The 23,679-nt window shown below is 40.4% G+C and carries 25 protein-coding genes and 1 tRNA gene; 11 read left to right on the forward strand and 15 right to left on the reverse strand.

All coding sequences use genetic code 11. The annotated features are described in order from the left end of the window. The first annotated feature begins 9 nt into the window (after positions 1 to 9). The 4 genes from PH_RS05335 to PH_RS05350 are packed head-to-tail and all read left to right on the forward strand — an operon-like array spanning position 10 to position 5,804. On the forward strand, positions 10 to 1,452 hold the full coding sequence (locus PH_RS05335) for an amidohydrolase (RefSeq protein ID WP_231833694.1): 1,443 nt from the start codon (positions 10 to 12) through the stop codon (positions 1,450 to 1,452). Then, complete coding sequence (locus PH_RS05340) at positions 1,449 to 2,972, forward strand: transporter (protein ID WP_010885224.1); 1,524 nt, start codon at positions 1,449 to 1,451, stop codon at positions 2,970 to 2,972. The genes PH_RS05335 and PH_RS05340 overlap by 4 nt, the downstream gene beginning before the upstream one ends. Before the next feature lie 49 nt (positions 2,973 to 3,021). Then, positions 3,022 to 4,392 carry a glycosyltransferase family 39 protein gene (locus PH_RS05345; protein WP_231833733.1) on the forward strand — a complete coding sequence of 457 codons (1,371 nt, stop codon included), beginning with the start codon at positions 3,022 to 3,024 and terminating at the stop codon, positions 4,390 to 4,392. A gap of 50 nt (positions 4,393 to 4,442) precedes the next feature. Next, positions 4,443 to 5,804, forward strand: a complete 1,362-nt coding sequence (locus tag PH_RS05350) for a DUF2079 domain-containing protein (RefSeq protein WP_010885226.1) — start codon at positions 4,443 to 4,445, stop codon at positions 5,802 to 5,804. A 95-nt stretch (positions 5,805 to 5,899) separates the two neighbouring features. On the opposite strand, the gene PH_RS05355 is transcribed toward PH_RS05350, so the two are convergent. Continuing rightward, a tRNA-Arg gene (locus PH_RS05355) sits at positions 5,900 to 5,977 on the reverse strand. 50 nt (positions 5,978 to 6,027) lie between these two features. On the opposite strand from PH_RS05355, the gene mtnP reads away from it, so the two are divergent. Continuing rightward, positions 6,028 to 6,825 carry an S-methyl-5'-thioadenosine phosphorylase gene (gene mtnP, locus PH_RS05360; protein WP_010885227.1) on the forward strand — a complete coding sequence of 266 codons (798 nt, stop codon included), beginning with the start codon at positions 6,028 to 6,030 and terminating at the stop codon, positions 6,823 to 6,825. On the opposite strand, the gene PH_RS05365 is transcribed toward mtnP, so the two are convergent. Genes PH_RS05365 through gcvT form a run of 3 tightly spaced genes read right to left on the reverse strand, consistent with a single transcriptional unit; the run spans position 6,826 to position 9,387 of the window. Beyond that, entirely contained in the window at positions 6,826 to 7,482 is a 657-nt protein-coding gene (locus PH_RS05365) for a DUF257 family protein (RefSeq protein ID WP_010885228.1), read from the reverse strand. After that, positions 7,479 to 8,144: a DUF257 family protein gene (locus PH_RS05370; protein WP_010885229.1), complete on the reverse strand. Its 666-nt coding sequence runs from the start codon at positions 8,142 to 8,144 to the stop codon at positions 7,479 to 7,481. Before PH_RS05370 ends, PH_RS05365 begins: the two co-directional genes overlap by 4 nt. 46 nt (positions 8,145 to 8,190) lie before the next feature. Continuing rightward, positions 8,191 to 9,387: a glycine cleavage system aminomethyltransferase GcvT gene (gene gcvT, locus PH_RS05375; protein ID WP_048053320.1), complete on the reverse strand. Its 1,197-nt coding sequence runs from the start codon at positions 9,385 to 9,387 to the stop codon at positions 8,191 to 8,193. A 118-nt stretch (positions 9,388 to 9,505) separates the two neighbouring features. On the opposite strand from gcvT, the gene PH_RS05380 reads away from it, so the two are divergent. Beyond that, positions 9,506 to 10,048: a hypothetical protein gene (locus tag PH_RS05380; RefSeq protein ID WP_010885232.1), complete on the forward strand. Its 543-nt coding sequence runs from the start codon at positions 9,506 to 9,508 to the stop codon at positions 10,046 to 10,048. On the opposite strand, the gene pepQ is transcribed toward PH_RS05380, so the two are convergent. Continuing rightward, a complete protein-coding gene (pepQ, locus tag PH_RS05385) occupies positions 10,041 to 11,087 on the reverse strand; it encodes a Xaa-Pro dipeptidase PepQ (protein WP_048053321.1) in 1,047 nt (348 codons plus the stop codon). The two genes, PH_RS05380 and pepQ, sit on opposite strands and share 8 nt — an antisense overlap. 98 nt (positions 11,088 to 11,185) lie before the next feature. On the opposite strand from pepQ, the gene PH_RS05390 reads away from it, so the two are divergent. Genes PH_RS05390 through PH_RS05400 form a run of 3 tightly spaced genes read left to right on the forward strand, consistent with a single transcriptional unit; the run spans position 11,186 to position 13,461 of the window. After that, positions 11,186 to 11,896 (forward strand): maleate cis-trans isomerase family protein, encoded by a 711-nt coding sequence (locus tag PH_RS05390; protein ID WP_010885234.1) that lies wholly within the window; start codon positions 11,186 to 11,188, stop codon positions 11,894 to 11,896. Between the two features lies 1 nt (position 11,897). After that, complete coding sequence (locus tag PH_RS05395; protein ID WP_010885235.1) at positions 11,898 to 12,821, forward strand: ribonuclease Z; 924 nt, start codon at positions 11,898 to 11,900, stop codon at positions 12,819 to 12,821. Beyond that, complete coding sequence (locus PH_RS05400; protein ID WP_048053322.1) at positions 12,799 to 13,461, forward strand: TraB domain-containing protein; 663 nt, start codon at positions 12,799 to 12,801, stop codon at positions 13,459 to 13,461. The genes PH_RS05395 and PH_RS05400 overlap by 23 nt, the downstream gene beginning before the upstream one ends. Here PH_RS05400 and PH_RS10010 read toward each other — a convergent pair. Both PH_RS10010 and PH_RS05410 read right to left on the reverse strand, forming a co-directional pair. Further along, entirely contained in the window at positions 13,429 to 13,590 is a 162-nt protein-coding gene (locus tag PH_RS10010; protein WP_231833695.1) for a hypothetical protein, read from the reverse strand. The genes PH_RS05400 and PH_RS10010 overlap by 33 nt on opposite strands. A gap of 204 nt (positions 13,591 to 13,794) precedes the next feature. After that, positions 13,795 to 14,016 (reverse strand): hypothetical protein, encoded by a 222-nt coding sequence (locus PH_RS05410; RefSeq protein WP_010885238.1) that lies wholly within the window; start codon positions 14,014 to 14,016, stop codon positions 13,795 to 13,797. A 266-nt stretch (positions 14,017 to 14,282) separates the two neighbouring features. Here PH_RS05410 and PH_RS05415 point away from each other — a divergent pair, with 266 nt between their 5' ends. Next, positions 14,283 to 15,338, forward strand: coding sequence for a M20/M25/M40 family metallo-hydrolase (locus PH_RS05415; protein WP_048053325.1), 1,056 nt, complete (start codon positions 14,283 to 14,285; stop codon positions 15,336 to 15,338). Here the strand turns inward: PH_RS05415 and PH_RS05420 are convergent. The 6 genes from PH_RS05420 to tenA are packed head-to-tail and all read right to left on the reverse strand — an operon-like array spanning position 15,335 to position 20,601. Further along, positions 15,335 to 16,675 (reverse strand): bifunctional hydroxymethylpyrimidine kinase/phosphomethylpyrimidine kinase, encoded by a 1,341-nt coding sequence (locus PH_RS05420; protein ID WP_010885240.1) that lies wholly within the window; start codon positions 16,673 to 16,675, stop codon positions 15,335 to 15,337. The genes PH_RS05415 and PH_RS05420 overlap by 4 nt on opposite strands. Beyond that, positions 16,672 to 17,295, reverse strand: a complete 624-nt coding sequence (gene thiE / locus PH_RS05425) for a thiamine phosphate synthase (protein WP_010885241.1) — start codon at positions 17,293 to 17,295, stop codon at positions 16,672 to 16,674. The genes PH_RS05420 and thiE overlap by 4 nt, the downstream gene beginning before the upstream one ends. Continuing rightward, positions 17,285 to 18,082: a hydroxyethylthiazole kinase gene (gene thiM, locus PH_RS05430; protein ID WP_010885242.1), complete on the reverse strand. Its 798-nt coding sequence runs from the start codon at positions 18,080 to 18,082 to the stop codon at positions 17,285 to 17,287. Before thiM ends, thiE begins: the two co-directional genes overlap by 11 nt. Beyond that, positions 18,066 to 19,334, reverse strand: a complete 1,269-nt coding sequence (gene cytX, locus PH_RS05435; protein ID WP_010885244.1) for a putative hydroxymethylpyrimidine transporter CytX — start codon at positions 19,332 to 19,334, stop codon at positions 18,066 to 18,068. The genes thiM and cytX overlap by 17 nt, the downstream gene beginning before the upstream one ends. Continuing rightward, positions 19,335 to 19,964 carry a TenA family protein gene (locus PH_RS05440; RefSeq protein ID WP_048053326.1) on the reverse strand — a complete coding sequence of 210 codons (630 nt, stop codon included), beginning with the start codon at positions 19,962 to 19,964 and terminating at the stop codon, positions 19,335 to 19,337. Next, entirely contained in the window at positions 19,954 to 20,601 is a 648-nt protein-coding gene (gene tenA, locus PH_RS05445) for a thiaminase II (protein ID WP_048053327.1), read from the reverse strand. Before tenA ends, PH_RS05440 begins: the two co-directional genes overlap by 11 nt. Positions 20,602 to 20,760: 159 nt before the next feature. On the opposite strand from tenA, the gene PH_RS05450 reads away from it, so the two are divergent. Next, the gene (locus PH_RS05450; RefSeq protein ID WP_010885247.1) at positions 20,761 to 22,092 is read left to right on the forward strand and encodes an NCS2 family permease; all 1,332 of its coding nucleotides are present in this window, start codon (positions 20,761 to 20,763) and stop codon (positions 22,090 to 22,092) included. Here the strand turns inward: PH_RS05450 and PH_RS05455 are convergent. Together PH_RS05455 and PH_RS05460 are read right to left on the reverse strand one after the other, a co-directional pair. Then, positions 22,071 to 22,517, reverse strand: a complete 447-nt coding sequence (locus PH_RS05455) for a metal-dependent transcriptional regulator (RefSeq protein WP_010885248.1) — start codon at positions 22,515 to 22,517, stop codon at positions 22,071 to 22,073. The genes PH_RS05450 and PH_RS05455 overlap by 22 nt on opposite strands. 40 nt (positions 22,518 to 22,557) lie before the next feature. After that, positions 22,558 to 23,640 carry a radical SAM protein gene (locus PH_RS05460; protein WP_048053328.1) on the reverse strand — a complete coding sequence of 361 codons (1,083 nt, stop codon included), beginning with the start codon at positions 23,638 to 23,640 and terminating at the stop codon, positions 22,558 to 22,560. Between the last annotated feature and the right edge of the window lie 39 nt (positions 23,641 to 23,679).

Consider the following 23,679-nt stretch of genomic DNA (forward strand, 5'->3'; position numbering starts at 1 on the left):
TCTAAGTTGGTGATAGATAGCATGAAGGCCCTTATCAACGGAACGATATATACGTCATTTAACCCTTTAAAGAAGGTTTCTGGACTCGTGATCTCCCATGGAAAGGTAATCTATGCCGGAGATTCTGAAGTCGCGAAGAAGATCGTGGAACTTTCTGGAGGAGAGATCGTTGATTTAAAGGGAAAGTACGTAATGCCGGCATTTTTTGATTCACATCTTCACCTGGATGAGCTTGGAATGAGCTTAGAAATGGTTGATCTAAGAGGAGCGAAATCCATTGAAGAACTAATTCAGAGGCTAAAAAGGGGAAAAGGAAGGATAATATTTGGCTTCGGCTGGGATCAGGATGAGCTTGGAGAGTGGCCCACGAGGAAAGAGTTAAATGCAATAGATAAACCAGTTTTCATTTATAGGAAGTGCTTCCACGTTGCAGTGGCTAATGATAAGATGCTTGAGCTACTCAACTTAACTCCCTCTAAGGATTTCGATGAGGATACTGGAATAATAAAGGAGAAGTCTCTCGAGGAGGCTAGGAAAGTTATCAACGAGAGAGTATTAACGGTTGAAGATTATGTTTATTACATAAAAAGGGCCCAGGAGCATCTGTTGGATTTAGGTGTCAAATCCGTAAGCTTTATGAGCGTTAACGAAAAGGCCCTAAGAGCTTTATTCTACCTGGAGAGGGAAGGTAAGCTTAGCATAAACGTTTTTGCCTATGTAACTCCCGAAGTTCTCGATAAATTGGAATCCATAGGACTAGGAAGATTCCAAGGAAACAGGTTAACTATAGCTGGCGTTAAGCTATTCACCGATGGGAGTCTCGGGGCTAGAACAGCGTTACTCAGCAAACCTTATAGCGATGATCCCTCAACAAGTGGGCAACTCGTTATGGAAAGGGAAGAGCTCATAAGAATAACAGAGAAGGCCAGATCTCTAGGCTTGGACGTAGCTATCCATGCGATAGGGGATAAAGCCCTGGATGTGGCCTTAGATGTCTTTGAAACTACTGGATTCCCTGGGAGAATAGAGCATGCCTCCCTAGTTAGGGATGATCAGCTAGAGAGGGTAAAGAATCTCAAGGTACGGCTTTCAGTTCAGCCCCATTTCATAATAAGTGACTGGTGGATCGTGGAGAGGGTTGGGGAAGAGAGAGTGAAGTGGGTCTACAGGTTTAAAGATTTAATGAAAGTTGCGGAGCTCGGCTTTAGTACAGACTCCCCAATAGAACCTGCGGATCCCTGGCTAACGGTGGATGCAGCGGTAAATAGAGGAAAAGGAAAAGTTAAGTTGTACGAGCTAACGAAGGATCAAGCATTAGACATTAAGGATGCTCTTCACTCCTATACTTATGGTTCCGCTAGGGTTTCATTGGCCAGTGATATAGGAAAGCTAGAACCTGGGTTTAAGGCCGAGTACATAATCCTCGACAGAGATCCTTTGGTGGTTAAATGAGGAAAACATATTACTTTTTCTTCATATCTATTTGGACGTTGACATTCATTCCTTATATTATAACTAGAAAAAGCCCTCCAGGATATATAATTGGCGGTGATACCCTCGTTCATGCTGCGATAGCAAGGGGAATTTTACTTGGAAGAAATCCCTTTCTTGATCAAACTTATAACGTTCCTCCGAACTGGTATCCCTTCCTTTATCACATGATTGTTGCCGGAGTTGCAAAGGGATTTAGCATTAGCATTGAGAAGAGTATGCTCGTGCTACAGCTAATACTCTCACTTTTAATGATACTAGTCATGTCACTAGTAGCTGGAAAGCTTTGGGGTGAGGAAGCTGAAATAGTTTCAATGGCCCTTTCCCTGTTAATGCTACCGTACCATAGGTATCCAAATCCAAAGGAGCTAGCCCCAATTTTTGGCATTATTTCCCTCTTTTATTTGAGTAGAAGGAGATACATAATGTCTGGAATTCTTGTAGGTTTGGCTTTGTGGACGCACTATGCTGTCGCTTTTCCCTTGCTCTTATTCTTTTTGACGTTAGGACTAAAGGATAGGAGGTATATTCTCTCACTGATAATCTCACTAATTATCTTTTCTCCCTTCGTTGTTAACATCCTCCTGCATTCGGAATTTTTGTTTCCCCAGGTAGAGGATATATACGCTTTCTGGGTCAATGATACCGTTAAGAGGAAATTGTTAAGTGTTCTCCCTCCAGTTTACTTAGCCCCCCTAGTAGCCTTAGCAGGTATAAAAGGTTATAAGCGAAGGGAAAGAGAAGTGCTGCTATTAATAGCTTTTGTTTTTGTTATAATTATAGCGAGATTATCTCCAGAGACTCTAAAACCGTTTGGCATTAAACTCTGGTCGTCTAGGTTTACCTATTTGCTACCATACGTATACGTCTTACTCTCAGCGTACGGGATGTTAAACTTCGCAAAAAGTAAGTTAGGAAAGTTTATTCTGTTCTTCCTTATTCCAATTTTAGCTGTTGTCAACTTTTCGGCTTCGATAGCTGAGGATCCCTTCCTTAAGGTATCTACCCTGGATCTTAAGGAGTACTTCCCCCAGGAGCACTTTGTTGAAGTTGCAGAATGGGTAAAAAAGAATATTGAGAGAGATGATACCATAGCCGCTGGAGAGGAAATGAGCATGATGATAAATGCCCTCACTGGAAGGCCCGTGGTCGCAACGATGTATGGGCATGGAAATACCTTTTTAAACAATACTAGAAGGAGAAAAGACCTTGAAATTTTATTCCTAGGAAATTGTAATGAGAAGAAAGGAATCGTGAGGAAATATAAAGTAAGATATATAATCCTAGACCCTCCAACGACGGCTAAGGATATGGAGTGCTTAGGTATTGTTTACAAAATTGGAAATGTAAGCATATTGAAAGTGAAGAGCTCGTTCAAAGAAGGATTTGAAAATGGGATGCACCATGAAGAGGAAGAAAGCACAATTACTTTGGCTTTTGTTTATCGCTTTTATCGTAAATTTTTCAGTTATCTATGGTAGGAAAATGCCCGTTGGTGGAAATGGAGGTGACACGATAATCCACATGGCCATGATCCGGGGAATTTACCTCGGAAGAAATCCATTTTTAGATCAGCACTATAACGTTCCCCCTAACTGGTATCCCTTCTTATATCATGCTTTGATAGCTTTTTTGGCGAGGTTAACGCATATTTCCATCTGGAGCTTAATGATTTGGACGCCACTTATTTTTGCGTTAATAATGGTTTTTGCATGGTATAAACTTGGAGAGGAACTCGATAAAGATTATGGAGGGCTCTTATTTGGTTCACTAGCCTTTTTGGCATTAAAATCGCAACTTTTTCCAAATCCTAAGGAACTCATTCCAATTTTTCTCCCCCTATTCTATCTCGAATACTATAGGTATTTCAGAGATAGGGAAAATAGACATCTCCTATACTCTGGCCTACTTCTTGGGCTCATGATGTGGAGTCACTATGGGGCAGCTTTACCCGTTTTAGCGGGAACTATTGCATATGCTCTAATAGAGCTCAAGAGAAACCCAAAATTAATGATCCCTCCTTTCTTATCCCTTGCAGTATTTTCCCCCTTCATAGTCAATGTTCTACTTCACATTCACCCAGGAAGCACAATGATTGTAGAAGGAAAATGGCTTTCTGCACTTTCATGGAGCTCCGCTCTTCATAGGATTGCTTCTCCGAGTTGGACTCTACCGATCGTTACGATAGCGTTTTTGTCTCTAAGAAAGAGAAATCTTGAATTTTGGAACTTTTTAATAGTGGTAATAATTTCAATGATAGGGATAAACGTTACCCCCACTATTGTATATGACCTTGGAGGGCCTGCAGTGTTCCCTTCTCGTTTTGGAATACCCTTGTCTTATACCTATCTTATCCTTTGTGGGTTTGGAATTGATTTTCTCATTAAAGCCTTAAAAATACCTAGAAAGCAAATCTTAAGCTTAACTTTTAGCTTCCTTTTAATTATATATGGGTCCTGGAGTTTTATAGCCTGTAACTATCATAATTTTAGTTCTAAGTACACGTATAAAAACTTCGAAGATCTTGCTGGTAATTATACCAAAGGGCTTGTAAAGGTTTCAGAATGGATACGAGAAAATACCGAAAGGGATGCTTATCTTATTGGATATCCCTATACTTTAGAATGGATTGCAGGTTTCACAGGGAGGCCCGTTGTTGCAGTAAGTTATGGTCATGGAAACCCTTTCCTAGATATGGAGCAGAGAAGAAAAGACATTGAGGAATTTTTCACAAATCCAGAAAAGAGGGAAGAAATCATCAAAAAGTATAATATAAAGTACATAATTCTGGATCCCTATACTAAGAGGAGTTTTAACGTTACAATTGATGATTTTGGTGATAATTTTAGGATTGTATTTCAATGGGGAGAATTTTATATTTTGGAGAAAAACATTAAGTAATCTAGTAAGAGCGTAAAGCAGATGCTGAAAAAGAGCTAGGGGTTTGAAATATGAGAGAGATAAGAATCCCTAAGGCATTGACCTTGCTGTTTATAGTTTATATGGTAGTGTTTGGGAGTTATTCTGTTCTAAAATGTTTGACATTTAGGATACAAGCTTATGATACTGGAATTTACATGCAGAGTCTCTGGACAGCTGCTGAAGGAAAGTTATTCTATAATACTCCTGAAGCCCAAGGGCTTGGATGGGAGCTTCCTTCATCGAGTCATTTTGGTGTTCATTTCCAACCAATCTTATTTTTCCTAATCCCAATATACAAGCTCTTCCCATATCCAGAAACCCTGCTCTTGCTAGAGACCCTTGCAATGGCAATTGCCATCTTCCCCTTGTATGCCCTTGCTTACGAGATTTTGAATGACGAAAGAAAGTCTCTTTTAATTTCTTTACTTTACTTAATGAACCCTGCAATCCACGGGATTAATAGATACGATTTCCATCCAGTAGCTTTTGCTATCCCACCTATTTTCCTGCTTATGTATTATTGGGTTAAAGGAGAGTACAAAAAGGGATTTCTAATTTCAATTCTCGTTCTCCTGGTAAAAGAAGATGCTGGACTCATATTAATTTCCCTTGGAATAGCTTTCACTCTTCAGAATATCGCTAACGTTAACTTTTTAGGAATAATAAAAAGGAACATCAAGAACATTAACTTAATGCTCCTCGGAATGTTGTGGATTACACTTTCTGTCTTTGTTATAATACCTTTCTTTGGCAAACACAGTTACAGTTATCACTTTTATTCTCTCCAAGTGCACTTTCCCAACCTTGCATTGTGGATGATTACAATTAACTTGATGGCTTTTGCCTTCTTGCCACTACTAAAACCGAAATTACTACTTGCAACTCTACCCCTTTGGTTAGAGCTAATACTTTCACCAATGTATGGAATGGTGAAGATAGGATATCACTACCCTTACATGCTAGTTCCAATGTTAGCCCTCATTTCAATTTACGCCTTGAAAGAAGTCAACATTTCTTCGAAAATTATTTTGGGGATAAGTCTTTCGTCTATGGTGCTGTTCTCGCCACTTATTAATTTAAGTAATTCTCCAGATGTGGCAGGTGCTCGCTATCACCAACTTGTCAAAGATTACATTGAAAACAAGGAGAAATACAAATGCCTTCTGCAGGAGATACAGAAGTATAAGGACTTTAAGGGAAAGTTAGTTGTCCAGGATAGAATATTCCCATACTTAGCAAGTAATGAGAACGTATACTTACTTAGGGGTGTTAATATTGAGGATTCCGATATAATCCTATTCTATCCAGGATTTCAAGACTTATACTCTAAATACTATGCTCCAATAATACGAGATCTCAACAAGGCAATATTTCTCTGCTCTAACTCTTAGAAGTTTGATGCTAAATTAAATGCACTAGTTGAATTTATTTGATCCTTTTACTTCTTAGAAAGGAGGCTGAGTTCATGAAGTTTATATGGAAGTGATGGCGGGCCGGCCGGGATTTGAACCCGGGACCTCCGCCTCCGGAGGGCGGCGTTCTATCCTGGCTAAACTACCGGCCCTCCCGCACCTTTTTAATGTGATAAGGTTTAATTCATTATCGGTGGCATAAATGGTTAGGGTTGCAGTTATAGGAGGTTCCGGTGTTTATGACTTCCCAGCCGAGAATAAGAGAGAATTAACCGTTGAAACTCCTTACGGGAAAGTCAACTTAACAATTGGCCATGTTGCTGGGGAAGAGGTTGCGTTTCTTGCAAGACATGGAAAAGGACATTCAGTACCTCCTCACAAGGTAAACTATAGAGCAAATATATGGGCTCTTCATGAGCTTGGAGTTGAAAGGATTGTAGCAACTTCGGCTGTAGGGTCTTTAAATCCAAACATGAGACCAGGAGATTTTGTGATCTTAGATCAACTAATAGACTTCACCGTTTCTAGGCCAAGAACATTTTACGATGGAGAGGAGAGTCCTCACGATAGAAAGTTTGTTGCTCATGTTGATTTTACTGAGCCTTACTGTCCTGAGATAAGGAGGGCCCTAATTACGGCCGCAAAGGATCTATCCCTTCCATATCACCCAAAAGGAACATATGTCTGTACAGAAGGTCCAAGATTTGAAACAGCGGCAGAAATTAGGGCTTATCGTATTTTAGGTGGGGATGTCGTTGGAATGACTCAGTGCCCAGAGGCCGCTTTGGCGAGGGAGCTGGAAATGTGTTATGCAACTGTTGCTATAGTTACGAATTATGCTGCTGGTATTAGTGGGAAAAAATTAACACATGCTGAGGTCGTTGAGCTAATGAATAAAAAGACAAGAGAAATAACGGCCTTAATAACCAAGGCTATTCCCTTAATCCCCAAGGAGAGAAATTGTCCCTGTAAAGATGCCCTGAAAGGAGCTACTGGATAGCTAAGTAAGATCTTCAATTGATATCTTTATCTCCTTTACTTTTGATTTTATGGACCATGCATCTTTGACAAATTTTATTATTAAAATGTCCCTTTCCTGATTTAACATTAGAACTGAAGTTCCTATGTCTTCTAATGCTAAAAGGGGATTAGTAGGTATGTTTTCTATAATCTTCTTTTCAACGAAGTAGAAGGCAAGTCTATCTTTCCTGGTGCTATATTGTTTCATTGAAGCAAGAATTTCATAGGTTAAGACCCCCGTATCATCAAGTGTGAACAGTCTATCAACCCCAAAGATCATATCAATGAAGTTTTCCTTTGAGGCAACCCTTGAAAACTCTGCAGTATATCGGGATATATAAATGGAAGGATCACTTTCAAGCTTGAGTCTGGAGACTACATTTCCTATGTCTTCAACTCCCCCGATCTTCATAACATTAACAGAAGAAAGGTCTAACTCCCTGTTCATGAGCTTAAGGTGCTTAATATATATGGGAAACGTGTCTAAAATATCTTCTATGAGAACTGGAAGTTTCTCCTGCTTAGCATATTCAAGGATATAAGATGTCAAAGCCTCAATTCCAAGTGGAGAATCGTTTTCAACCAATATCGTCTCTCCGAACTTTTTACTTTTTAGAAATTCCTGTAAAATTATCATCTTTCTACCTCCAGCTCTAAACTTATTTCTTTTCCTATTAATCCTGGGTTTAGACTTTTTATTATCGTTAAATTTGCTGTTATAAAGTTTGGAACCGCCCTTATGATTGTCGTAGCCACCCTCATTAATTCCAGATATACCTGAGGAGGTAACACCTTCAATGAGTTTTCATTGACAATATAAAACGCCTTCCTCCTTTTATCGCCTAAAAAGCGTTGAATAGCAAGAACTAGAAGGTAAACTTCATGGGGAGAATTTAAGTATCTGAAAAGATCTTCAATCCCCAGTACTATATTTATGAACCTCTCGATTCTATGTTCCTTAAGAGATCTCTGAATATTCTCTGAGTACTCTTGAATATAAACTCTAGGGTCTGGATGCAGTCTAACCCTTGTAATAATTTTTCCTATATTCTGTCTTCCCCCTGTTTTTACTACGTATGCATCTTGAAAGTCCTCAGCGAATCCCAAAATCTTAAGGTTTCTCGAGACTATCGACAGTGCATCGAGGTTATCGTCAATTATAACGGGGATATTCCTTATTTTAGCATGATTTAAGATCTTTAAGATGATAAACTCCCTTATATAGGATAGTCCGGGATAAAATAATATTGTAGTTTCCCCAAATTTTATCTCGTCGAGTAGTTCTTCAAACGTTAGCATTCAAATTTCCCAAAAATAAATTTTAAAAAGAGCTTAAAAATGTAATCTATGTTTCTCTGAATAGTCCATACTTTTTAGGATCATAGAAGGGTGGTGTAACTGTAACTGCTTTCTTTCTTTGTCCTCTTATTTCTACTTCAATTTCAATTCCTGGTTTTGCATACTCCTCTTTGACGAATGCTATCCCTATACCGACGTTTAGGAGTGGTGATAATGTTCCACTTGTAACTTCTCCTATCATTTCTCCATTTGCATACACCTTGTACCCTTCCCTTGGTATACCCTTGTCTATCATCTTAAAGTGAACTAGCTTTCTTCCCACTCCCCTTTCCTTCTGCTTTAGAAGGGCATCTTTCCCTATGAAATCCTTATCCCAGTATATCGCGAATTCTAAGTTGGCCTGGAGGGGTGTCACTTCATCTATATCGGTACTCAAGAGTTGCAACTCTTTAGTCTCGTTACCGTAGAGGGTGTAACCGGCCTCTAATCTTAGCGTATCCCTTGCTCCAAGGCCGCATGGTTTTATTCCGTACTTCTTACCTTCCTCAAGTATTCTCTCCCAAACATGCAAGGCTTTTTCTGGTTCTCCCCTCTTACTTTCATCTGGATGGTAGGGGTTAGCATCCTCTATGTAAACTTCAAATCCGTTCTCTCCAGTATATCCGCTCCTTGAGAGTAGCATCTTTATTCCGTCAAGCTCAACCCATCTAGCCTGGAACCACCACATCTCATTTATGTCAATTCCAAACAGGTCTTTAGCTAGATCTCTAGCTTTAGGTCCCTGAACTGCAAACATAGCTATATCGTAGGTCTTTAGCTCTATTTCAAGATCGAGTTTTGTAAATTGTTCTATAGTTCTCTTTAGGTAAGTAAACCAGGCATAGAGCTTTTCGAAGGCATCTGAGTCACATATCATTAGGTATTCATTGTTACCCATGTTAAATACCAATGTTTCATCCTTTATTGCTCCTCTTTCATTGAGAACCAATGTATATGTACCACTAATAGCGGGAGGCTTGCTTATATCGTTTGTTGTTACATATTGTAGAAACTTTAAGGCATCTTTACCTCTAAATACTATTTCCCCCATGTGCGAAACGTCAAATATTCCAACAGCGTTTCTAACTGCAAGGTGCTCCTCCTTTATGCTTGAATACCATATTGGCATTTCCCATCCGGCAAATTCCTCAATCTTTCTTGCATGTTCTTTGTGCCAGTCAAAGATGTGGACTCTCTTTACCATTTGGATCACCAAACCCTAATTCTTTTTAGTCCTTAAAATATTTAGTCAATAATTTATCCTTAAACGTTCAAGTTGTTGGTGGTTATAATTATAAAGTGAAGGAGGTATAGTTGGAACGATGAAGGAGATCGAATTACCTTACATCATTTTTAGAACTAAGTCAGGATTATATGGAATCGATGCATATACAGCTTTAAGAGTTGAGAAGCCCGAAAGGGTCGCCACATTGATTAGAAAATTTAATAGGATGCCAGAGGTGACCGAAAATCACGAGTTTGCACTTATTAAAAAGAATGAGGTGGAGGAATTTCTCTACAGTGTGCTTAAATATGCCAAAGAAAAGGCCAGTTCAAAGATGAAGGAGAGAGTTAGTAAAATGAGAAGATGGGGACTCTTTAGGCTTCTTGGTATCCCAACGGGACATTCTAGACACATTAGCGAGGAGGAGAGATTAGCAAAAGAAAATAGAGAAGCCTTGCTCGCATTGAGCATTCTCGAAACAATTCTTAAAGGGAATCTCGAGGTTCTTGGATATTCTTCAATAAATGTTGAGGTCAGGGAAGATGGAATATACGTTAACGGAGAATTAGATAGGGTATACACAGAGTTAATAAAAGTGGATATGAGGGCCGCAATGGCCCTACTAGAGCTCGCTAGATGAGTTCTCTTTCAGTTTTTGTTAACCTTTTTGATCCATTTTTAGTTATTAATATGGTATCTTCAATTCTAACTCCACCAATCTTCGGTATGTATATTCCAGGTTCGATAGTTATTACCATCCCCTCCCTAAGAACTGTTTCATCGTATTGGCTGACCCTTGGCCATTCATGCACTTCAAGACCTACTCCATGCCCTAGGCTGTGATTAAAGTACTCTCCATATCCGTACTCCGCTATTATGTTCCTTGCAATAGAATCAAGCTCCTTAGCGGTAATTCCTGGTTTTGCAGATTCAACTGCTTTCTTCTGGGCTTCAAGTACTATCTCATAAATTTCCTTCTGTTTTTCGTTGGGGGAGCCAACTACTATTGTTCTTGTGATATCCGAGTTGTAGTGCTGGTATAAAGCTCCAAGATCTATTACAACTAGATCTCCTCTCTCAATCCTCTTATCACTTGCAACGCCATGAGGGAGTGCTGATCTGTAACCACTTGCTATTATAGTGTCAAAAGCTGGTTTTTCAGCACCGTTCATTTTCATTAGGTATTCAACCTTTGCAGCAACTTCTCTCTCTTTTTTCCCTTCAGTGATTTCCTCTATAGCTGCCATAACAGCTTTATCAGCTATTTCACAGGCCTTTTCAATTATTTTGATTTCTTTTTCTGATTTTATTATCCTCATATCTCTAATGACATCATCAACCTTTTTGAACTCCTTTATGTTTGCTTTCTTCTTTAGCTCCTCAATAAATCCATAAGGAAGCGAACTTTCTATTCCTAAACTCTTTATACCCTCCAGAGCTTTGTAGAATTCATCCATCTTTTTGAACTTCTCAACGGGAATATTGCTTTCTTCTTTGGCCATTTCATACTCAAGCTCGGGAACATAGAGAGTTGCCGATTCTCCAGTTATTAATATATACCCGCCAGCCAACGGGGAAGCTCCCGAAATGTAATACACATTTGGGTTCTTAGCTATAAGTACAGCGTCTATCGAGTTTTTATCCATGAACTCAATAATTTTTTTGACCTTTTCGTTCATTATGTCCACCTAACCTCCTTGATCTTTGGGAACATTATAAAATTTTTTGAATAAAATAGTTTAAAATCCCTATGTAATAGGGATTTCTAGGTGACAGCATGTTCGGCTGGAGGGGTAGGATAGGCCTTATAGTTCCCTCTTCAAATACTACAATGGAAATGGAGCTTCATTCCTTTTTACCTGAGGGAGTCTCGCTTCATACATCAAGAATGCCATTAAAGAGTATTACAGATGAAGAATTATTTAAGATGAATAGTTACGCAATTGAAGCTGCTAGCTTACTTGCAGATGCTGGAGTTGAGGTAATAGCGTTTGGTTGCTCGAGTGGATCTTTTATAGGGGGACAAGATTTTGAGAAAGAATTGGAAATGAAAATTGAGGAAGAGGTAAACATAGAAACGTTTACAACGAGTACAGCAGTACTGGAAGCTTTAGATGTTTTAGATGCCCAATCTCTTCTCATTGTAACCCCATACTCTGATGAGATTAATCAAAAGGAAAAAGAATTTCTTGAGGGTAATGGATTTGAAGTTCTCGACATAAAAGGGTTGAACTTGACGGATAACCTCGAAATTGGAAAATTGGAGCCGTACGTTGTGTATAGGCTAGCCAAAGCAATGTTCGCTGGGGATGCTGATGCAATATTCATTAGTTGCACGAACTTGAGGACGTTCGAAATAATAGAGAAGTTAGAAAGGGATCTTGGGGTTCCAGTAATTACGAGCAATCAAGCAACGCTATGGATGGCCCTGAGGCAAATTGATGTAAGAGATCAATTACCTTTGGGTAAATTGTTGAGGGAGTACTAAAATGATAGAGGTCATTTTTTTAGGAACTGGCGGTATAAAACCAACTCCAGAAAGAAATGTTCCTTCAATAGCGATTAAAATTGGAGGGGAGATAATATTGTTTGATGTAGGTGAAGGAACGTTAAGGCAAATGGAAATTGCGAGGATAAGCCCAATGAAAATTAAAAGAGTATTCATAACTCATTTTCATGGAGATCATTATTTAGGGCTTCCAGCGTTAATTCAAACTATGAGTCTATGGAAAAGAAAGGATCCGTTACATATATACGGTCCAGAAGGTTCATCCACCTTTCTTCAGAACCTCCTAAATAGTGGATACTTCGCTCCATCTTTTGATATTCTCGTACATGAAATCTCAGGGAAGTCGAGATTAAAATTCAAAGAATACGAGGTATGGGCATTTGAAGTCTCTCATGGAGTTCCGGCCCTTGGATACGTATTTAAAGAAAAAGATAAGAGAGGAAACTTTAACCTGAAAAAAATAAAAGAATTGGGATTGGAGCCGGGCCCCTGGATGAAGGAACTAGAAAGACAAAAGATCATAGAAATAAATGGCAAGATAGTTAGGTTATTAGAAGTTACAGGGCCAAAGAAGAGGGGTGCAAAGGTAGTATACTCTGGAGATACCGAACCCTGCGATGAGGTTATTGAATTCTCTAGAAGGGGAACTCTTCTGATTCATGAGGCCACGTATGTTAATGAGGAAGACAGAAAAGATAGCTATCATACCACCATAGAAGAAGCTTGTGAAATTTGGAAAAAGTCAAAGGCGAGGAAGCTAGTTCTATTCCATAGGAGTCCAAGATATTCCTTTAAGGAATATAAAGAAAAAGCCTTAAGCATTTGCCCCCAAGCCATTATTCCGAGAGATTTTGATAGGATAGCCATAGAAGGTGCTGGGGATGTCCTATTTAAGATACGTTAGGATCATCGGCACAGTGCATGTGTCTCCTCAGAGTGTTAAAGAGGTTAGAAACATAATATTGAGGGAAAATCCAGATGCGGTGGCGGTGGAGCTAGACTATGGAAGGCTGCTATCCCTGTTGAATGGAAGTTCCTTAACGTTTTCTCAGGCAATAAAACTAGGAAAAATAGGAATTTTAGCATATCTCCTCCAGGGAGTGGAGATGGCACTTGGAAAGCAGGTCGGAGTTCTTCCTGGGAGTGAAATGATCGAAGCCTTTGAGGTTGCAAGGTCTCTGGGGATTCCAATATATATGATAGATATGCCAATTCAAGTTACCCTTAAGAGATTATTTTCAGTTCCAATAGAGGAGAAGATCAGGGGAATTATTGAGATATTCTTGAGCATTGTATATCCAAAAGTTGAGCTTAACCTTGAAGATTACATTAGTTTAGAGCTTGAATTTAAGAGAAAGTACCCCACAGTATACAAGATTCTAGTTGAAGAAAGGAATGAGTTTATGGCAAGGAATTTGATGAGGATAGTTGATATCCTCCTAGAAAGGAAGAAAAAAATTAAAATAATAGCTGTGGTAGGACTCGGACATAAAAGGGGAATAGAGAGAATACTATCTCACTACTCCCCAAAGAGCATTTACTAGAAGATCTCTGTATATTCTTAGTTTTCTGATCTCTCTTTTTCCAATGCTATCCAGTTTGCTAACTTCTTGATAAAACGCCTCTAACTCCCTTAATATATCCTCGACAACTTCTGGATCTTCTTTACTCATCTGTAAGAATTTTCCCCTCAAAAAGGGCATTACCTCATTTGGCCTTCCTAGGTACGCCCAGTATAAACCCTCTTTTAATATACTTTCAAGAATCTCAACGTTTGGTTTCTCGATCCCTCCTCATGTCAAGACCACCAAAGTAAGCTAAAATTTTAAACTTTCATATAAAATTTTTGGAAAAATATTGGTCAAAATGTCAAAATATTAACTGGTGTCATCATAGACTACTCCTGCAAATTCCCCATCGTCTAGCGTAACGAAGCTTATCTTTACTTTCTTTCCACTTCTAGGATCAACCACTATGAAATCTGGATTTCTAAGGTATTCACTGGAAGGTATCTTCATAACCAGATCATAGTGTCTTTTCAATTCCTTTAAAACATTCTCGGGATTTCTCCTAATAACAACCATCTTTCTCACCTCCATTATTATCTACTACTATAGTGTATAAAAGGTTTTCCATAGCCATTTGTTAAAATTAGGATTGACAATCGTCGAAATAATTAACCATCATTGTTTATGCCAAATAATTTTAAATGTACTTTAAGGAGTTCCTTTTGGGTTCCTAATCCTGGAAGTGGAGAAAGTCCGGCCGATGACGAAGGTGGGCACTCTCCGATTTGATGAGGATGTGGGGCGAGGAGCCAGAGGCTTTATAACTTCATTCCTCCATGAAACATTAGGTGAGGAAGATGAAAACCGAAAGAGCAAAAGAAATATTAGTCCAACTTTTGAAAATTCCCTCTCCCTCAGGGAGGGAAGACAGAGTAGCCCTTTACATTATGGAGTTTCTCCATAAACTCAACTATGACGTTCATATCGAAAGCGATGGAGAAATTATAGACCTCGTTGTAAATCCTGGGGCCGAGCTATTTTTTGAGGTTCACATGGATACGATAGACCCAAGGGCTGAACCCTTCGTTAGGGGAAACATAGTTTATGGGACTGGAGCTAGCGATATAAAGGGAGGGATAGCTTCAATACTACTTATGCTTGAGCAACTGAGAAAAGAAGGGAAAGATCTGAACGTTGGTATAGTGTTCGTGAGCGACGAGGAAAAAGGAGGGAGGGGAAGCGCTCTCTTCATGGAGAGGTATAGGCCTAAGATGGCGGTAGTACTTGAGCCGACCGACTTGGAAGTCCATATAGCACACGCCGGAAACATTGAAGCCTACTTTGAAGTGGATGGAAAGGAAGCCCATGGGGCTTGTCCTGAAAGTGGAATAAATGCTATAGAACAGACATTTGAAATGTTGCAGAAGCTTAAAGACCTGGAACCTTTCAAGGCAAAAGGGAAATACTTTGATCCTCATATAGGAATACAGGAATTAATATGCGAGAATCCCTACTACTTGATCCCAGCCCTCTGTAAGGGTAGACTTGAGGCGAGGTTACTGCCAGATCAGGAGGTTGAGGATATCCTGGATTTGATAGATCCAATCCTGGACGAGTATACCGTAAAGTATGAGTATACTGAAATATGGGATGGTTACGAGCTTAGCGAAGATGAGGAGATCGTTCAGATAGCTAAGAGTGCCATGGATATGGTAGGATTGGATGAATTTGGAGCCATGAGAAGCTGGACAGATGCTATAAACTTTACTTATAATGGTACCAAGACAATAGTGTTTGGACCAGGAAACCTTGATATCTCACACACAAAGCAAGAAAGGATTGATGTGAGAGATGTCGTAAAGGCAAGCGAATTCCTATTGGCAGTAAATGAAATATTTGGAAATAAAAGTTAGATTAGCAACCTAAGCTTATCGAGCACTTCCCTGGGATTCCTGCCAAAGATTAATATCATGGGCTCCTTCCCAATATCGCCCAGATGATATATTACATCGGGCCTTTTGTTAATCCTCTTTACCGCAACTTCGATTCCCCATGGTATAGTTGCTCCCTCCTTCTCCTTAACTTCAATCGGCTCCTCCCTTCTATCGTAAAATGACACAGTGAATCCCTGCTCTTTTGCGAGCTCTACAATTTCCTCGGAATATCTAACATTTATAGCACTTCTATACTTCGGGTAGAACCTCATGAAAGTCAAAATGGCCCTTGCTAAATGATCGCTTGCCCCAAATTCCACCGAACCCACGGCCCTGACTTCATTCCCTACCCTGACTATCCTTCCCTTAACACCTGCAACGTCTTCCTTGGTTCTTGCATACGGAAACGGGAGGGCATAAACGAAGTTTGTTCCAACCTCTGGAATTAGCTTTATAGGGTTTATCCTCTCAAACTCCCTAACAGCTCTTGTAAGCTCTTCATAGATCCTCCATTTCTCCGCTGGAATCTCTATCCAAGCTGATTGATTGACTGGGCAGTGGCCATGTCCAATTTTATGACCAGTTGATATTCCTAGAGTGATGAACTCCTTCGCAACGCTTACGGCATCTTCTAAGCTTAAACCTTTAGCTAAGTTAGCGGTAATCGCGGCCGAAAAGCTACATCCCGTTCCATGAGTACACCCATCAACTTTGGGGGCCCTATAAAGCTTGTAAGCTCCATTATGATAGAGGACATCTATGGCTTCCTTTCCTTCCAAGTGCCCGCCCTTAACTATAACAGCTTTAGCTCCTGTTTCTTCTGCAATCTTCTTTGCCGCTAGCTTGGCGTCATTTACATTCCTAATCTCCATACCGGTAAGCTTCTCGGCCTCAAACCTATTAGGAGTTACAAGGGTTGCAAGTGGAAGAATATACTTAATTAATGCATCCACGGCATCTTCCCTAAGGAGAGGAGCACCACTTTTAGCGATCATTACTGGATCGACGACTAAAGGAAAATCATAGTTTTTCACTGTCTTTGCTACGGCCTTTATGATCTCAGCATTGCTTAACATTCCCGTCTTTGCAGCATCAACACCTATATCCTCCGCAACAACCCTTATCTGTTCTGAAACAACCTCGGGAGGAATGTCATGAATAGCAGTTACGGTCTGTGTGTTCTGGGCCGTTACGGAGGTTATCGCGACTAATCCGTGAACTCCAAAGGCCGTAAACGTCTTTAGATCGGCTTCAATTCCTGCCCCACCTCCACTATCACTTCCAGCTATAGTCAGAGCTGTTCTAACAAGTCTCATCCCAACACCTCCTCAATGATTCTTCTTAAACCTTCAGTTGCCCTTTTAACATCCTCAGTACCCATAACGGCCGAAACAACGGCTATTCCGTCGACTCCAGTTAAGAGAACTTCCCTAACATTTTCCAAATTTATTCCTCCAATGGCAACAACGGGAATTTTAACTGCATTAACTATCTCCCTAAGTCCCTCTATTCCTATAACCTTGACATCCTTTTTAGTTTGCGTAGGAAACACGGAGCCGGCCCCTAGATAATCAGCCCCTTTCATTTCGGCTTCTAATGCCTCCTCTAGTGAATAGACTGAAGCTCCTATTATTAGATTAGGGGCTATTTCCCTCGCAATCTCTATCGGCATATCATCAGGTCCCAATTGAACGCCATCAGCATTGACTGCTAGTGCAACGTCTATCCTGTCATCAACGAAGAAGAGGGCCCCATATTCATTTGTCAACTTCCTTATCTCCTTTCCAATCTCATACATCTCTCTTGTTGGAGCGTTCTTTATCCTTAGTTGAATTGATGTTGCTCCTCCCTCCAGGGCCTGCTTTACACTCGCAATCTCAGGCTTAAGTCTTCTATCCGTAATTATGTACAACTTCAATTTCTCCTTAAAGTTCAACTTCCCTCACCTTAGCGTAGGTTCTTATAACGTTCTCGTTTATCCTATAAAGCCAGTCGTAAAGTTTAACGTGAAAGCTCCCAGGATATTTTGCCTCTTCATAGGCCTTTTCCGCTGCAATCCCAAAGGTAACTAAAGCAGATGTAGTTGCTTTTAGAGGTTCAGTTACGGCTACGAATGCTCCAGTAAGGGCTGCTACCATGCAACCGGTTCCGGTGACTCTTCCAAGGAGTTCATGGCCATTATATACTGCAAAGGTTCTTCTCCCATCACTTACATAATCCACGGCCCCCGTAACTGCAACGGTGGTGTTAAATTCTCTGGCCGCATTCATTGTTAACTTCTTGGCCTCCTCTTCTCCGTATTCTAAGGAATCAACACCCCTAGTCTTTCCCTCTTCTCCCAAGAGGGCCGATATTTCACCGAAGTTGCCCTTTAGTACGTCAACCCCTCTACTCAAAATCTCTAGGGAAACTCTAGTTCTAAATTTGGTTGCTCCAGCTCCCACGGGATCAAGTACAATCGGTTTTCCTAATTCGTTTGCAATTTCGGTTGCTTTTACCATTGATCTTCTCCATCCAGAGTCAAGGGTTCCAATATTTATGACAACAGCATCCGCTAGTCTTATCATCTCCTCCAGCTCCTCTTCGGCATGGGCCATAACTGGTGAGGCCCCTAATGCTAGCAAGGCATTTGCCGTAGTGTTCATCACGACGAAATTCGTTATGTTATGGACAAGGGGCCTTCTCTCTCTAACTCTCTTGAGGGCTTCAATGATGAACTTCATTCTTACTGCCCCCTAAAGATAAGATATAGTATAGCACTAAAGTTATAAGGAACACCGGAATGCTTGCTCCTATTCTATCTCCAAGTGGGCTAAGTACTGGAACTGGAACTCCGATTAAGCTTTCCATTGTCATGGAAATATAAAGTGCGAATCCTACTATCCAGGCCACTATTCCTGGGATCCTGATTCTTTGATTCGCTAGAAGTTCATTAGCGTCATATTTCTTCCTAACCATAAAGTAGTCGGCAATCATTATTGCTGCTAAGGGTACGAAAGCCCCGCCAATTAGTAAGAGAAAAGCCTCATATTTATCTACAGGGAACACCAAGGCTAAAAGCGTTCCTAAAGTCCCGACAATTAAGATTTGGGTTTTCAGGCTAGCCTTAGGATTAACGTTCTTCCAAGTAATTGAAGCGGAGTATATATCCATGAATGTAGTGTTTAAGGTAGAAACTAGCACTATTAGCATTGCTGGAATTCCCAGCCCGTATGCCGCTATTAGGCTTATCGGGTCTTCTTTTCCCATTGCAACGTTACTTAACGCCCCTAAGAAATAACAGAAGGCCGATCCCGCTAGATGACCTAGATAAGTTCCCCAAGCAGCATCGCTTTTACTCTTCGCAAATCTAGAATAATCAGCTATTGTAGGTGCCCAGCTAAGTGGCATCGCTATTACCAAGTCTAAAGCTATTAGCAATGGTAAGCCTCCAGTTCCAGGCTTGTTCCATAGCTCAGAGAACGAATATTTGCTAAAGATTACGTATAATAACCATCCACTGAGAATCGCCAGAAGGATTACGGAAAGCTTCTCTAACCATCCCCACCTTTCAGGACCTACCAATGTCCAAACTGTAACAAGTACTCCAAGTACTATGACCCAAGCAAAATATGTCCCAGGGAATATTACGTCTAAGGCCCTAGCTCCTACTATCAGCATTATTGCAGTCCAGCCTATTAGCTGAAGGTAATTAAGGAGAGAAGGTAAGATTGAACCTTTACCCCCTAGGGGACCCCTAGAGAGAACCATCGTAGGGAGTCCCGTTTCCTGACCTTCTATTGCTATTAAGCTCATAACGGCATTACCTAGGAGATGACCGAGGATAATAATAGCTAAGGCCTGCTTTAGGGATAAATAGGGGGTAAGAAGAGCACCGGCCCAAATCACAGCTATTCCAAAGTCGGCTCCGAACCATATTGAGAAGTTACTCCAAAAGTCAAATATCCTTTCTTTTACCGGCTTTATATCCTGCATTTACTCACCCCCATAGGCTATGTCCCAAAAGAGTAACTCAAAGTTGGATACCTCCCTGAATACAATTTTGGCTTTCTCCTTTTCGAATTCTCCATGCTTCTCTGCTAGGGGATTAAGAATTGCTTCAATTTTGTTTACGTATTTTTCAAACTCCTGGGAACTCCAATGATTTATGAAGTCGATGTAGGGGTTATCACTTCTTACCCTATCCCGAACCCATTTCCATGCTTCATAATATGCTTTCTCCTCACAGTAATATGCTGTAAATCCCTCAAGAAAACTCCCAGAATAAGCGACATTTAATAAGTAGTTAACGTAAGCCTTTGCTCTCCAGTCAATGTTCCCGTTTAGTCTTATTCCAAGCTTTTCGGCATTTCTTTTGAACATGTCTAGCTCGGTTGATATATAATATATCGATTCTGAAAAGAAGCTTAAAAGGTCATCAGGGGCTTTCGCCATGAGGATGGCCATGAATCTGAGGGCGTTCTTGACAAAGTAATAATCATTGACGAGCCATCTTGCAAACTTTTCCCTAGAAATGGAATTCTCGGCCACCTCAATGAGGAACCTATGGGGGAGGAACTTTCTCCAGATTTCGCTTGAATTTCGTAAAAGTTCATCAGAAAACATCACCACCCCTCCATGCCATTTCCCAAAATGCAAGCTCAAATTTACTCCCGGTTATGAAAATTCTTCTTAGTCTGTCATAGCCTGAATGCCCTGAGGAATCTATTATCTTCCTAAGCCTTCCAACCAAGTTTAGGTACTCATTGCTCAGGTAAACTTTGCCCCATTCCCTGTATATTTTGATGGGGTTATCTCTAAGCTTATCTTTGTGATATTCTGCTATCTCCGCATAGCTCCAAAAACATGGAAGCAGGGCTGTTAATCCCTCTATAATATTCCCTTTATACGCGGTGGCCAGCATAAAATCCATGTATGCAGAATTAACGAGAGTAGGTTCAGTCTTTATTGCATCCTCTAACGTGAGATCTAACTCCTTCAATAGCTTCACATAGTTCTCTACTTCAACCGTTACCTCATCTCTTGCGAGCTCTATTAGCTCGGCCATTAATGGATACTCGGCTTTCGAAGAAATCACGGCTAGAGCCCTTGTTAAACCAACTAGATAATTAAAGTCTTGTAGTACATAGAACTTAAACTTTTCAAGGGGTAGCGTCCCGGAATAGAGCTGGACAACAAAAGGATGCTCAAAGATCTTTTTCCAGATTTGTTCAGAATCCCTTCTCAACTTATCTGTTATCATTACCCTCACCGTTACCCCACTCTTCAGCGTTCTTTTATAACTTTTTTGTTAAATTCCATAACCTTGTTATAATTATGTGTTTAGTTGACAAATTTTTGTAAAATAAATTTTAAAAATTAATCAATCTTTGACAAAACAAAGGCAATTGGAGGGGAAAGGATGGGTTGGGCTGAGAGGTATTTCGAGCTAGATAAGTATGGCACAGATGTAAAAACTGAGGTTTTAGCTGGTTTAACAACGTTCATGACCATGGCATATATTCTCCTTGTAAATCCAATAATCCTCAGTAGCGCCATGGGAAAGGAAGCTTTTGATTCACTTGTCGCTGCAACTGCGCTCTCTGCTGGACTTACAACGATTTTAATGGGGCTTTATGCCAAGAAACCCTTCGCCCTGGCCCCAGGGATGGGTCTTAATGCTTACTTTGCTTATACAGTCGCCCCCAAATACGGGTGGAAGGTTGCACTAGCCGCTGTGTTTGTTGAAGGTATAATATTCATAATCCTAAGCGTAACCAAGGTCAGAAGCGCCATAATTCATGCGATCCCACTTAGCCAAAAGTATGCCGTGGGAGCAGGTATAGGTCTTTTCTTGACGTTCATCGGTTTGAATGACGTTGGTTTGCTTACTGGTGTCACCAGTAAGGAGGGAATTCTTCAATTTACAGGTCTTAATGCAAAGTTCTTAGCGACAGCTCAGGGCTTACTTTTCGTCTTCGGACTTTTACTCGCTGGAATACTGATAGGGCTTAGGATAAAGGGAGCATTATTGATTTCAATACTAACTACAAGCATCATCGGTTGGATATTCAACGTAGCTCCCAGGCCTGAGGGAGTGGTTTCATTACCAACCTTAAGTTATACCTTCCTCAAACTTGATCTTCACGGCTTATTAAATGCTGGAGCCCTAGGAGTGATATTTGCTTTCTTCATGGTTGACTTCTTTGATACTCTTGGAACGGTAACCGGATTGAGTGCAAAGGCAGGATTCCTAACTAAGGAAGGAAAAATCCCGGACGCTGAGAAAGTCCTTCTAACGGATGCAATAGGAACGACATTGGGGGCCCTCCTAGGAACTTCAACCGTAACAACCTACATTGAGAGTGCGGCCGGTATAGAGGAAGGAGGTAGAACGGGTCTTACAGCATTAACGACTGGATTACTTCTACTAGCAGTTGGCCTCTTTATAGCTCCAATAGCAAAGGCTATTCCCTCATTTGCAACTGCTCCCGCCTTAGTTATCGTTGGTTACTACATGATAAGTGCCATAAGAGAAGTTGACTTCAGCGATCCCACAGAAGCAATTCCAGCATTCTTAGTCTTAATTACGATTCCATTTACTTATTCAATTGCAGATGGAATAGGAGTGGGATTCATAAGCTATACACTGATAAAGGTCTTTACGGGAAGGTGGAAGGAGGTACACCCACTAATGTACATCTTAGCCCTCATCTTCGTAGGATACTTTGCTTACCTTGCTGGAGTCTTTTGATTTTTATCTTCTTCTTGAACTTTCTTTAAGAATTGTTTCAAAACATAAGGACAGTTTTCCTGAATATATGTTATAAACTCCCTAATCCTCTTAACGGTAACTTCGCTGACGTAGTGCTCAAATTGACATGCATCCTCTTCAGCTATTTCAGGTGGAATGCCAAGAACGTTAGTAAAAAACTCCGTTAAAAGAATGTGCTTTGAGTAAGTTTCCTCGGCTATCTTTCGACCTTCTTCGGTAAGAGTTATTCTATCATGCTTCTCGTATTCCACTAATCCCTTTTTGCTGAGTTTTTTTAATGCATCAACGACACTTGGAGGCTTTACTTTTAGTATTTTGGCGATGTCTTTAACCCTAATGACACCTTTATTTTTTTGGAGCAGATACATGACCTCCAGATATTCCTCCTCTCTCTTCGAAACCATTTTCTCACCAAGTTAGATTTACCTAAGAAGATTTAAATAATTAATTTAGGGGGATCCTCTCTACCTCTATCCTATCCCAGGTTGGATACTCCTCAACTATGTAGAACTTGACGTCACCCTCAACAACCTCGGCCAATTCCTCGGCAACTTCAATCGGCATCTCAATTCTCTTCTTTTCCCAATTTATATACAGCCATTCCCTTGGAACTTCCGCCTCCTCAATGAGGAATTTATACAACTCTTCAAGATCTTCATATTCAGCTATTCCAAATCTAAGTGTTCCATCCTCCGTAATTTCCATATAAGGCTTAGCAACGTTCTTTGCCATCCTTCTCAGCCTATTTCTTAACTGAACAGCATCCTTAAGCTTAGCAGTGCAAAGATGGTAATTGAGGGAGGTGTTTCTTTCCCCCCACTCGAGGATCCTCAAACCAAGCTCAAGAGAGCCTTTTATTGCAGAGCTTTCATTACTTACAGGCTTATATCCTCTATTTAAGAGATTCCTAAGGTTTGTTTCACTGTATTCCAGCTCATTTATGTTTAAGAATTTTCCTCCCCACTTATCAAGTATTCCAGCAAACCACTTTATCCTATCTTCAAACCCAGGAACTGCTGGAACCTCTCCTCCAACATCCCAGTTAAAGTCAAAAGCATTCTTTAAGTTCTCAATTTCCCTATTTAAAAATTTTGAAGAAGGCTCAAACAAGTCTGGATGGAACCTTATCTCATCAAGCCCAGCATCGTAGAGCATAGATAACGCCTTTTTATCTGCAAGAATACCCGTCGTGTATAGATGAATATGGAATTTACTTCCGAATTCTTCTTTGAGGGCTCTTATGTAATCCACGGTTCTTGTTAGCCTCGCTAATGGATCCCCACCAGTAACACCCGCTCCTTTGGCTTCCTGTATCTTTGCTTCCTCTATTATATCCTCAATCTTCGTTATAGGTCTTTCATTAGCATATGCCACATCTTTTCTCCTCCAGGAGCTTAAAGGACAGTAGAAGCAATTCCTAGGGCAGACTCCAGTAACGAATAGCACAAGTTTCTCTCCCCTAACGCAATATTGACAACCTTTTGGGAGTTCCCCTACAACATACGAATAATAAGGAGTTTTTCTCATTATCTCACCCTCAGCCAGCCATCCTTTAATCACCGCTCA

The sequence above is a fragment of the Pyrococcus horikoshii OT3 genome (assembly GCF_000011105.1).
Lineage (GTDB): Archaea > Methanobacteriota_B > Thermococci > Thermococcales > Thermococcaceae > Pyrococcus > Pyrococcus horikoshii.

What these genes read in the sequence shown, in the direction of transcription:
- PH_RS05340 (WP_010885224.1), top strand. Translation starts at nt 1,449, where the DNA reads ATGAGGAAAACATATTACTTTTTCTTCATATCTATTTGGACGTTGACA.
- PH_RS05345 (WP_231833733.1), top strand. Translation starts at nt 3,022, where the DNA reads ATGATCCGGGGAATTTACCTCGGAAGAAATCCATTTTTAGATCAGCAC.
- PH_RS05350 (WP_010885226.1), top strand. Translation starts at nt 4,443, where the DNA reads ATGAGAGAGATAAGAATCCCTAAGGCATTGACCTTGCTGTTTATAGTT.
- mtnP (WP_010885227.1), top strand. Translation starts at nt 6,028, where the DNA reads ATGGTTAGGGTTGCAGTTATAGGAGGTTCCGGTGTTTATGACTTCCCA.
- PH_RS05365 (WP_010885228.1), bottom strand. Translation starts at nt 7,482, where the DNA reads ATGATAATTTTACAGGAATTTCTAAAAAGTAAAAAGTTCGGAGAGACG.
- PH_RS05370 (WP_010885229.1), bottom strand. Translation starts at nt 8,144, where the DNA reads ATGCTAACGTTTGAAGAACTACTCGACGAGATAAAATTTGGGGAAACT.
- gcvT (WP_048053320.1), bottom strand. Translation starts at nt 9,387, where the DNA reads ATGGTAAAGAGAGTCCACATCTTTGACTGGCACAAAGAACATGCAAGA.
- PH_RS05380 (WP_010885232.1), top strand. Translation starts at nt 9,506, where the DNA reads ATGAAGGAGATCGAATTACCTTACATCATTTTTAGAACTAAGTCAGGA.
- pepQ (WP_048053321.1), bottom strand. Translation starts at nt 11,087, where the DNA reads ATGAACGAAAAGGTCAAAAAAATTATTGAGTTCATGGATAAAAACTCG.
- PH_RS05390 (WP_010885234.1), top strand. Translation starts at nt 11,186, where the DNA reads ATGTTCGGCTGGAGGGGTAGGATAGGCCTTATAGTTCCCTCTTCAAAT.
- PH_RS05395 (WP_010885235.1), top strand. Translation starts at nt 11,898, where the DNA reads ATGATAGAGGTCATTTTTTTAGGAACTGGCGGTATAAAACCAACTCCA.
- PH_RS05400 (WP_048053322.1), top strand. Translation starts at nt 12,799, where the DNA reads ATGTCCTATTTAAGATACGTTAGGATCATCGGCACAGTGCATGTGTCT.
- PH_RS10010 (WP_231833695.1), bottom strand. Translation starts at nt 13,590, where the DNA reads ATGAGTAAAGAAGATCCAGAAGTTGTCGAGGATATATTAAGGGAGTTA.
- PH_RS05410 (WP_010885238.1), bottom strand. Translation starts at nt 14,016, where the DNA reads ATGGAGGTGAGAAAGATGGTTGTTATTAGGAGAAATCCCGAGAATGTT.
- PH_RS05415 (WP_048053325.1), top strand. Translation starts at nt 14,283, where the DNA reads ATGAAAACCGAAAGAGCAAAAGAAATATTAGTCCAACTTTTGAAAATT.
- PH_RS05420 (WP_010885240.1), bottom strand. Translation starts at nt 16,675, where the DNA reads ATGAGACTTGTTAGAACAGCTCTGACTATAGCTGGAAGTGATAGTGGA.
- thiM (WP_010885242.1), bottom strand. Translation starts at nt 18,082, where the DNA reads ATGAAGTTCATCATTGAAGCCCTCAAGAGAGTTAGAGAGAGAAGGCCC.
- cytX (WP_010885244.1), bottom strand. Translation starts at nt 19,334, where the DNA reads ATGCAGGATATAAAGCCGGTAAAAGAAAGGATATTTGACTTTTGGAGT.
- PH_RS05440 (WP_048053326.1), bottom strand. Translation starts at nt 19,964, where the DNA reads ATGTTTTCTGATGAACTTTTACGAAATTCAAGCGAAATCTGGAGAAAG.
- tenA (WP_048053327.1), bottom strand. Translation starts at nt 20,601, where the DNA reads ATGATAACAGATAAGTTGAGAAGGGATTCTGAACAAATCTGGAAAAAG.
- PH_RS05450 (WP_010885247.1), top strand. Translation starts at nt 20,761, where the DNA reads ATGGGTTGGGCTGAGAGGTATTTCGAGCTAGATAAGTATGGCACAGAT.
- PH_RS05455 (WP_010885248.1), bottom strand. Translation starts at nt 22,517, where the DNA reads ATGGTTTCGAAGAGAGAGGAGGAATATCTGGAGGTCATGTATCTGCTC.
- PH_RS05460 (WP_048053328.1), bottom strand. Translation starts at nt 23,640, where the DNA reads ATGAGAAAAACTCCTTATTATTCGTATGTTGTAGGGGAACTCCCAAAA.